General features: G+C 74.7%; 7 protein-coding genes. 3 read left to right on the forward strand and 4 right to left on the reverse strand.

Annotation, left to right across the window (positions count from 1 at the left end; genetic code table 11):
- Positions 1-17: 17 nt before the first annotated feature.
- Together ACFXPK_RS02435 and ACFXPK_RS02440 are read right to left on the reverse strand one after the other, a co-directional pair.
- Positions 18-1,760 carry a pyruvate dehydrogenase gene (locus ACFXPK_RS02435; RefSeq protein WP_385070728.1) on the reverse strand — a complete coding sequence of 581 codons (1,743 nt, stop codon included), beginning with the start codon at positions 1,758-1,760 and terminating at the stop codon, positions 18-20.
- A gap of 121 nt (positions 1,761-1,881) precedes the next feature.
- Positions 1,882-3,291: a protein phosphatase 2C domain-containing protein gene (locus ACFXPK_RS02440; RefSeq protein ID WP_385070730.1), complete on the reverse strand. Its 1,410-nt coding sequence runs from the start codon at positions 3,289-3,291 to the stop codon at positions 1,882-1,884.
- Between the two features lie 361 nt (positions 3,292-3,652).
- On the opposite strand from ACFXPK_RS02440, the gene ACFXPK_RS02445 reads away from it, so the two are divergent.
- The 3 genes from ACFXPK_RS02445 to ACFXPK_RS02455 all read left to right on the forward strand — a co-directional run bounded on the left by ACFXPK_RS02445 (position 3,653) and on the right by ACFXPK_RS02455 (position 5,651).
- Positions 3,653-4,645 (forward strand): helix-turn-helix domain-containing protein, encoded by a 993-nt coding sequence (locus ACFXPK_RS02445; RefSeq protein WP_384999703.1) that lies wholly within the window; start codon positions 3,653-3,655, stop codon positions 4,643-4,645.
- A gap of 61 nt (positions 4,646-4,706) precedes the next feature.
- On the forward strand, positions 4,707-5,192 hold the full coding sequence (locus tag ACFXPK_RS02450; RefSeq protein WP_385070733.1) for a DUF456 domain-containing protein: 486 nt from the start codon (positions 4,707-4,709) through the stop codon (positions 5,190-5,192).
- A 93-nt stretch (positions 5,193-5,285) separates the two neighbouring features.
- Positions 5,286-5,651: a PPOX class F420-dependent oxidoreductase gene (locus ACFXPK_RS02455; protein WP_384999697.1), complete on the forward strand. Its 366-nt coding sequence runs from the start codon at positions 5,286-5,288 to the stop codon at positions 5,649-5,651.
- Here the strand turns inward: ACFXPK_RS02455 and ACFXPK_RS02460 are convergent.
- A complete protein-coding gene (locus ACFXPK_RS02460; protein WP_385070908.1) occupies positions 5,593-7,077 on the reverse strand; it encodes an AlkA N-terminal domain-containing protein in 1,485 nt (494 codons plus the stop codon). The genes ACFXPK_RS02455 and ACFXPK_RS02460 overlap by 59 nt on opposite strands.
- Positions 7,078-7,263: 186 nt before the next feature.
- Positions 7,264-8,307: a ribosome small subunit-dependent GTPase A gene (gene rsgA / locus ACFXPK_RS02465; RefSeq protein ID WP_384999715.1), complete on the reverse strand. Its 1,044-nt coding sequence runs from the start codon at positions 8,305-8,307 to the stop codon at positions 7,264-7,266.
- Positions 8,308-8,703 lie beyond the last annotated feature (396 nt).

The following is an 8,703-nucleotide window of genomic DNA, read 5'->3' on the forward strand; positions in this document are numbered from 1 at the left end:
GGCGGTGGGCGGCGGGGTCAGGGCCTGGGTACGTTCCGCAGGTTGGAGCGGGCCATCTGCACCATACGGCCGACCCCGCCGTCCAGCACGATCTTGCTCGCGGAGAGGGCGAAGCCCGTCACCATCTCGGCGCTGATCCTCGGCGGGATGGAGAGCGCGTTCGGGTCGGTGACCACGTCCACCAGCGCGGGACCCCGGTGTTTGAAGGCGTCCTTGAGGGCGGACGCGAGCTGCCGGGGCTTCTCGACCCGTACCCCGTAGGCGCCGGCGGCGCGGGCGATCCCGGCGAAGTCGGGGTTGTGGTTGGTCGTGCCGTACGAGGGCAGTCCGGCCACCAGCATCTCCAACTCCACCATGCCGAGAGCCGAGTTGTTGAACAGGACGATCTTCACCGGCAGGTCGTACTGGACGAGCGTGAGGAAGTCGCCCATCAGCATGGTGAATCCGCCGTCCCCGGACATCGCGACGACCTGCCGGTTCCGGTCGGTGAACTGCGCGCCGATGGCCTGCGGCAGGGCGTTGGCCATCGAGCCGTGGCTGAAGGAGCCGATGACCCGGCGGCGCCCGTTGGGGGTGAGGTAGCGGGCCGCCCAGACGTTGCACATCCCGGTGTCCACGGTGAACACGGCGTCCTCGTCGGCGAGTTCGTCCAGGACGGAGGCGACGTACTCGGGGTGGATCGGCGTGTGTTTCTCGACCTTGCGGGTGTACGCCCTGACCACGCCCTCCAGCGCGTCGGCGTGCTTCTTCAGCATCCTGTCCAGGAAGCGGCGGTCCGTCTTGGCGCGGACGCGCGGGGTCAGACAGGTCAGCGTCTCTCGGACGTCGCCCCACACGGCGAGGTCCAGCTTGGAGCGGCGGCCCAGCCGCTCGGGCCTGATGTCGACCTGCGCGATCTTGACGTCGTCGGGCAGGAAGGCGTTGTACGGGAAGTCCGTGCCGAGGAGCAGCAGCAGATCGCAGCCGTGGGTGGCCTCGTAGGCGGCCCCGTAGCCGAGCAGTCCGCTCATGCCGACGTCGTACGGGTTGTCGTACTGGATCCACTCCTTGCCGCGCAGCGCGTGGCCGACGGGCGACTTGATCCGCTCGGCGAACTCCATCACCTGGGCGTGCGCCCCCGCCGTACCGCTGCCGCAGAAGAGGGTGACCCGGTCCGCCTCGTCGATCAGGCGGACGAGCTTCTCGATCTCCGCGTCACCGGGGCGTACCGACGGGCGGGAGGTGACGAGGGAGTGCTCCACCGCCTTCTCCGGGGCGGGCGAGGAGGCGATGTCGCCGGGCAGGGTGACGACGCTGACGCCGCTCAGGCCGATGGCGTGCTGGACGGCCGTCTGGAGCAGCCGGGGCATCTGCTGGGGGCTGGAGATCATCTCGTTGTAGTGGCTGCACTCGTTGAACAGCCGTTCGGGGTGGGTCTCCTGGAAGTAGCCGAGGCCGATCTCGGCGGAGGGGATGTGGGAGGCGAGCGCGAGGACGGGGGCCATGGAGCGGTGCGCGTCGTACAGGCCGTTGATCAGGTGCAGGTTGCCGGGGCCGCAGGAGCCCGCGCAGGCGGCCAGCGTCCCGGTGATCTGGGCCTCGGCGCCGGCCGCGAAGGCGGCGGTCTCCTCGTGCCTGACCTGGATCCAGTCGATGGCGGGGGTGCGGCGGATGGCGTCGACGACGGGGTTGAGGCTGTCGCCGACGACTCCGTACAGCCGCTGGACGCCCGCTCTGACGAGGATGTCGACGAACTGTTCCGCCACGTTCTGCTTGGCCATGGATCCGCGCCCTCTCCGGTGACGGGCGGGGCGGCCGGTCCGCCCCGCGGTCTCCATCAACCCATGGCGGGGCCGGTCGCGCACGCGCAGCCGCGCCTGCCGGCGAGGGGCGTCTCCCCGGTCAGCTCTCCCAGACGCCGACCGCCGTACGGTCGTCGGCGTAGCCCTTCACACGGAGTGCGGTGTCCGCGAGGAAGTCGGCCAGCCCCGGTGGTTCCTGCGCCGCCCAGCGGCCGGCCAGCTCCCCGGCGAGCGCGGGCTCCCCGCGCAGCGGCTCGGCCAGCCCCGCGCTGCACAGCAGGAGCGTGTCGCCGGGACGGCCGACGGTCGCCCGGAACCGGAACGGCTCGGGCGGCGGCGGGAGCGGGCCCTCGATGTACGGGGCGTGGTTCTTGGTGATCTCCAGGTCCATGGTGGTCCGGTCGCCCCCGGGCGTCCCGGCGGCGGGGACGGGCGCGGCGGCGGGGACGGGGGGCTCCAGGTCCTGCCAGCCGCCGTCCCTGAGCCGGAAGAGACCGCAGGGGCCGATCCCGAAGGACACCCGGGTCCGGCAGCCGGGGTCGGCGGAGAGCAGCAGACAGCGCAGGCTCGCGGTGTACTGCTGCGGCGCCAGGCCCAGTTCGGCGGCGCGGGCCCGGAGCTTGCCGAACCCCCGGTCGGTGAGCCGGTGCAGCCCGGATTTGAGTTCGCCCCTGCGGTCGGCCCGCAGATCCTCGGCGAGCCTGTCGTGGCTGCGGCCGACGGCGCCGCCGATCCAGTGACAGAGGTCGTCGGCGGGCCGGTGGGCGCCCTCGGCCGTACGGGCGCCGCCGGCGACGGCGACGAGGACGAGCGCGCCGGGCCCGGTCCCGAAGCGGGCGGTGAGCAGCGCGTCGCGCCGGGGCTCGCCCCGGTACCGCGCGGAGTCGCCCCGTACGGACACGGCCCGCAGGGTGTACGTCCCGTAGGCGGCCCCGTCGAGCACGGTGTCGGCGGTGAGCCGGTCCAGCCGGTCGGGGTGGGCGGCGGGCAGTGCGGTGGGCTCGGGGGCGTAGGTGGGCGGCCGGTCACCGAGATGGGTGACCCGGGCGGGCTCCGGTACGGGGGCGGGGGCGCGCCCCGGCGCGGAGCGGGGATCGGGGACGGCCCGCGGACCGGACGCGGGCGCGGGCGCGGGTACGGGCGGAGGTACGGGCGGGGGTACGGGCGGGGTCGCCGAAGGCGGCGGGGCGGCCGGGGGCTGCGGGGCCGGGGGCGGTACCGCGTCCTGGGCGTCCGTGCTCGGCAGGGGTCTGGCGTCGCTGGGTGCGTACGGGGCCGGCGCGGGCGCCTGCTCCCACCAGGCGGGGGGCCGCGCCCCCGGCCACCCGTCGTCCGGTTCCGGTTCGGGTTCCGCCTCGGCCGGGGAGGTGTTCACCGCGCCCGCCGCCGAGTCGAAGCGGTCGTCGAGCGTGTCCCCCGACTTCGCGGCGGGGCCCGTGTCGGGCGCGGACGCGTCGTACAGGCGGGCCCACCAGTCGTCCGTGCCCGGCCGCTCCCCCTGCTCGCTCATGTCCCTTATTGTCGACCGCTCCCGGGGAGCGAAAACGGGCATCGCCGAAAATGAGTCCGCCGGGCGACCCCACCCCCCACGGGAAGGACGCCCGGCGAACGGTCACAGATCCAGCGCGGGCCGGTACGCGGGCGCCAGGGCCGCACGTACCGCTCTCCCGAGCACAACCCGGCCGAAGAGGCACAGAGGCATATGACCGGGACTGTTGCTGCTGTGATGGCGCCACCATGACAGAGTGCCGGGGCCAAGAGGGGATGATGGGCACGGCGGGTTTACGCCGTGGCCGGTATCCGCCACGGTGGGCCGGGGTACCGAAGCGTCCGAGGAGGTCGCGCGGCATGAGCGGGGAGGGGTGGGCGGGGTGCTGTCAGCCATAGGTCTGGACGAGAGACACGAGGCCGCGTATCGGGCGCTGGTGGCGATCGGGGCCGCGGAGGTCGCGGATCTGGCGCACCGGCTGGCCCTTCCCGAAGCGGAGACCGAACGGGCGCTGCGCAGGCTGGAGCGGCAGGGTCTGGCCGCCCGGTCCTCCTCCCGGGCGGGCCGCTGGGTCGCCGCACCGCCCGCCGTCGCGCTGGGCGCGCTGCTGACCCAGCACCGTCATCAGCTCGAACAGGCGGAGCTGGCCGCGGTGCTGCTCGCCCAGGAGTACCGCGCGGAGGCGGCGGAGCCCGCCGTGCACGATCTGATCGAGGTGGTGACGGGCGCCAGCGCCGTGGCGCACCGTTTCCTCCAGCTCCAGCTCGGGGCCACCGAGGAGGTCTGCGCCCTGGTCACCGGGCAGCCGGTCGCCGTGACCGGGCGGGAGAACGAGGCCGAGGACGGCGCGGCGAGCCGGGGCGTCGCCTACCGGGTGGTCATCGAGCGCGAGGTGCTGGCCCAGCCCACCGGGCTCACCGAACTGGCCGCCGCGCTCGGCCGGCAGGAACGGGTCCGGGTCACGGAGCGGGTGCCGACGAAGCTGGTGGTCGCGGACCGCGCGCTGGCGATGGTGCCGCTGACCGGCCGCGGCATCGGGCCCGCGGCGCTGGTCGTGCACGCCAGCGGGCTGCTGGAGTCGCTGATGGGGCTCTTCGAGGCGGTGTGGCGTGAGGGGCTGCCGCTGCGGCTGGGGACGGACGGGACGGTACGGGAGGACGGTCCGCCCGGCCCCGACCCCACCGATCTGGAGATCCTGTCGCTGCTGCTCGCCGGGATGACGGACGCGAGCGTGGCCAAACAGCTCGACCTGGGGCTGCGGACCGTGCAGCGCCGGGTGAAGGGACTGATGGAGCTGAGCGGGGTGACGACCCGGCTCCAGCTCGGCTGGCACGCGTACGAGCGGGGCTGGGTGGCCCGCGGCCCGGAGGGCTGAACACGCCCACCCGGCGCGGGCGCGACCTGCGGGAGCGGGCGGCGTACTGCACAGTTGGCGGATGGAAGTCTGGCAGCTCGTGCTGGTCGCCCTGGTCATGCTGCTCGGTCTGTTCGGCGTACTCGTCCCCGGAGTGCCGGGGCAGGCGATCGTCTGGGCGGCCGTGCTCTGGTGGGCGCTGACCGACACCACCCGCCCCGCCTGGGCGCTGCTGATCGGCGCGACCGCGCTCCTGCTGCTCAACCAGGCGCTCCGGCCGCTCCTGCCGGCCCGCAGGCAGCGTGGTGCGGGGGTGCCCGGCCGCACGGTGGTGACCGGCGGGGTCGCGGGCATCGTGGGGTTCTTCGTGGTGCCGGTGGTGGGCGGGATCCTGGGGTTCGTGGGCGGGATCTACGGCGCGGAACGGGCTCGGCTGGGCAGCCACCGGGACGGCTCGGCGTCCACGCGTGCGGTGATGCGGACGGCGGGGGCGTCCCTGCTGGTGGAGCTGTTCGCGTGTCTGCTGGTGGTGGGGGCGTGGCTGGGCGTGGTGCTGACCCGGGGCTGAGAGCGCGGCCGTGGGGCCGCCACGCGGGGGTGGTGGGGCCCCGGCCGTCCCGGAGAGCGGTGCGGCGGCCCCGTCCCCGTGTGAGGGTGGGGCATGACCGAATTCAGCGAGGCCGAACGCGCGTATCTGCGGACCCAGCGGCTGGGCCGGATGGCGACCGTCGATCCGCAGGGGCAGCCGCAGGCCAACCCGGTCGGCTTCTTCCCGCAGGACGACGGGACCATCCTGATCGGTGGTTTCGCCCTCGGTACGACGAAGAAGTGGCGCAATCTCCAGGCCAATCCCCGGGTCGCCCTGGTCGTCGACGACATCGTGAGCACGACGCCGTGGACGGTGCGCGGGGTGGACGTCCGGGGCGAGGCGGAGCTGCTGACGGGCCCTCACGACCTCGGCCCGCACTTCAGCGAGGAGCTGATCCGTATCCATCCGCGGAAGATCCACAGCTGGGGTCTCGACTGACCGGTGCTCCGGCGGCCCGCCGGGCCGCGCGCAGGTGCCCGGCCGCGTAGGAGCGCCACGGCCGCCACGCCTCCTCGTCGCGCTCCCCCTCGGGTGTCACGTCCGGGTCGCCGAGGGCCCGCATCCGGATCAGCGCGGCGATGGCGGGGGTGACCCCCGCGACGGCCCGCAGCGCCTGTTCGGCCGCGTCCCGGTCGGCGCCCGCGTCGAGCCGTACGGTGCCGTCGGCGAGCGCGGTCGCGAGCGGGCCCGCCACCGGGTCGGCGCGCAGCGCGGCGGGCCCGGGGAAGAGCCGGGTGAGCCCGCCGCACGGGTGCTCCAGCGTCTCCCCGTACGTCTCCACGGCCCGCGCGGCTCCGGCGTCCCCGAGGACTGCCCGCAGCGCGTACTCCACCGGGTCCGCGGCGCCGGGCGAGCGCAGCCCGGGGCGCGCCGCGACGAGGGGGGCGAGCGCGGGGTCGGCGCCGAGGCGTTCGTCCACGGCGTACGGGTCGGCGTCGAGGTCGAGGAGGCGGCGCAGCCGCTGGACGGCGGTGGTGAGGTCGCGCAGCTCGGTGAGGTGGATCCGCGCCTCCAGCCAGCCGTTGGCGGAGCGTCCCGCCGTGTCGCCGCGCGCGGGCGGGGCCTCGTCGACGGCGACGACGGCGGAGCCGTGCGGCAGCCGCAGCGTACGGCGGTAGGTGCGGGCGCCGGGCGGCCCCGTCACCTCCTCGACGGAGGGGAGGGCCTCCAGGGCGAGCAGGTCGAAGACGTCGCAGGCGGCGTAGGGGCCCCGGTGGGCGAGCCGGAGCGGTATCCGGGCGGGCACGGGCACGGAGGGCCCGGCGCTCCCGGACGCCGCGCGGGTGTCGCGCCGGGCGCCGGTCCCCGTGCCGGACTCGGTGCGCAGGGCGCTGGGGGTGCGGGCGTAGATCTGCCGGATCGTGTCGTTGAACTGGCGCACGCTCGCGAACCCGGCGGCGAACGCGATCTCGGTGACCGGCAGTCCGGTCGTCTGGAGCAGGACCCGGGCGGTATGCGCGCGCTGGGCACGGGCGAGGGCGACGGGTCCCGCGCCCAGTTCGGCGGTGAGCTGGCGCTGGATCTGACGGGTGCTGTACCCGAGCCGCCCGGCCAGCCCCGGCACGCCCTCCCGGTCCACGACCCCGTCCCCGATCATGCGCACCGCGCGGCCGACGACATCGGCGCGCACATTCCACTCCGCCGACCCGGGCACGGCGTCCGGCCTGCACCGGCGGCAGGCGCGGAAGCCGTGGCCCTGGGCGGCTGCGGCGGTCGGGTAGAAGCGGACGTTGCGGCGCTTGGGGGTGACGGCGGGGCAGCTCGGCCGGCAGTAGATGCCGGTGGTCTCGACGGCGAAGAAGAACGCGCCGTCGAACCGGGCATCACGGCTGGCGACCGCCTCGTACCTGGTCTCTTCGTCCATCACGAGTCCAGTGTGCGGCAGCCGGGACGGGCGCACTCGCGGCTTTCGGACATCGCATCCGTCCGCCGGTCACCGTCCGCCCCGGCCGCCGGTCCTGAGCCGCCCCGGCCGCCGGTCCTGAGCCGGTCCGGCAGCCGTTGCGACCGCCGGTCCGGCAGTCGTCGCGACCGCCGGTCCGGCCGCCGGTCAGCGGACCCGGCCGCGCTTGGCCTCCATCGCCGCGCGCCCCTCCGCGCCCTTGCGCTTCCACTCCCGCCGGATCTCGCCGCGCAGCCGGGCGTCGGTCTTGGCGACGATGCGCTGGTTCTCCCGCAGCAGCTTGCCGTAGCTCTCCAGCCGCCGTACGGAGAGCGAACCGTCCTCGACCGCGGCGAGCACCGCGCATCCGGGCTCCGCCGTATGGGCGCAGTCCTGGAAGCGGCACTCCCCCGCCAGGTCCTCGATGTCCGAGAACACCTGGCCGACCCCGGTCGTCGCGTCCCAGAGCCCGACCCCGCGCAGCCCGGGGGTGTCGATGAGGACGCCGCCGCCGGGCAGGACGAGGAGGTTGCGGGTCGTGGTGGTGTGCCGGCCCTTGCCGTCCACGTCACGCGTGGCCCGTACCTCCATCACCTCCTCCCCGAGCAGGGCGTTGGCGAGGGTCGACTTCCCGGCCCCGGACGCGCCGAGCAGCACGCTCGTACCGCCCGACAGCACGGCCGACAGGACCTCGATCCCCTCCCCCGTCTCCGAGCTGACGGCGAGCACCTGCACCCCGGGGGCGGAGGTGGAGACGTCCTCGACGAGATGGGCCCGTACGGCGGGGTCCTCGACGAGATCGGCCTTGGTGAGCACGACGAGCGGGAGGGCGCCGCTCTCCCAGGCGAGGGCGAGGAACCGTTCGATCCGGCCCAGGTCGAGTTCGACCGCCAGGGAGACGGCGATGATCGCGTGATCGAGGTTGGCGGCGAGGATCTGGCCCTCGGACCGCTTGGAGGAGGTGGAGCGTACGAAGGCGGTACGGCGCGGCAGGCACGCCCGTACGAACCTGGGCGTACCTTCCGGGTCGACGACCGCCCAGTCGCCGGTGCAGACGACCCGCAGCGGGTCGTGCGGGGTCACGAAGGCCGTGTCGGCCCGGACGACCCCGGCGGTGGTGGCCACGTCGCACCGGCCGCGGTCGACCCGTACGACCCGGCCGGGCAGCAGCCCGCGCTCGGCGTACGGGGCGAACTCGGCGGCCCAGCCCATGTCCCAGCCGTACGGGGTGAGCGCGTGCGAAGTGGTGGAGAGAGTGGAGAGAGAGGACAGACTCAAGGGAGACCCTTCGAAGGGTGGCCCCGGCACGCCCGCACGGGCGTGGAAAGAGAGGGAAAGTCAGCCGGAGACCACGGGAATGAGGAGGACGATCTTCTGAACCTGGGCAACGCCCAGCGCCGTGACAGTCATCAATGTCCTCACCTCCTGGTCGCTCTCCGTGCGCGCGCACCTGGCGCGCTCAACGGCTGACGCGGTCACTCTAAACGGCCCCCGGGGGGGCGGGGGGGGGGGGGGGTGGGGCCGGGGCGCCCGCGCCGGTGTCGGGGGGCGGGGCCACGAGAGGGTCGCTGGGGGGGGAGGCGCGCTGGGGGTCTCGCGCGGGGGCGC

The organism is Streptomyces sp. NPDC059142 (assembly GCF_042755665.1).
Taxonomy (GTDB): Bacteria; Actinomycetota; Actinomycetes; order Streptomycetales; family Streptomycetaceae; genus Streptomyces.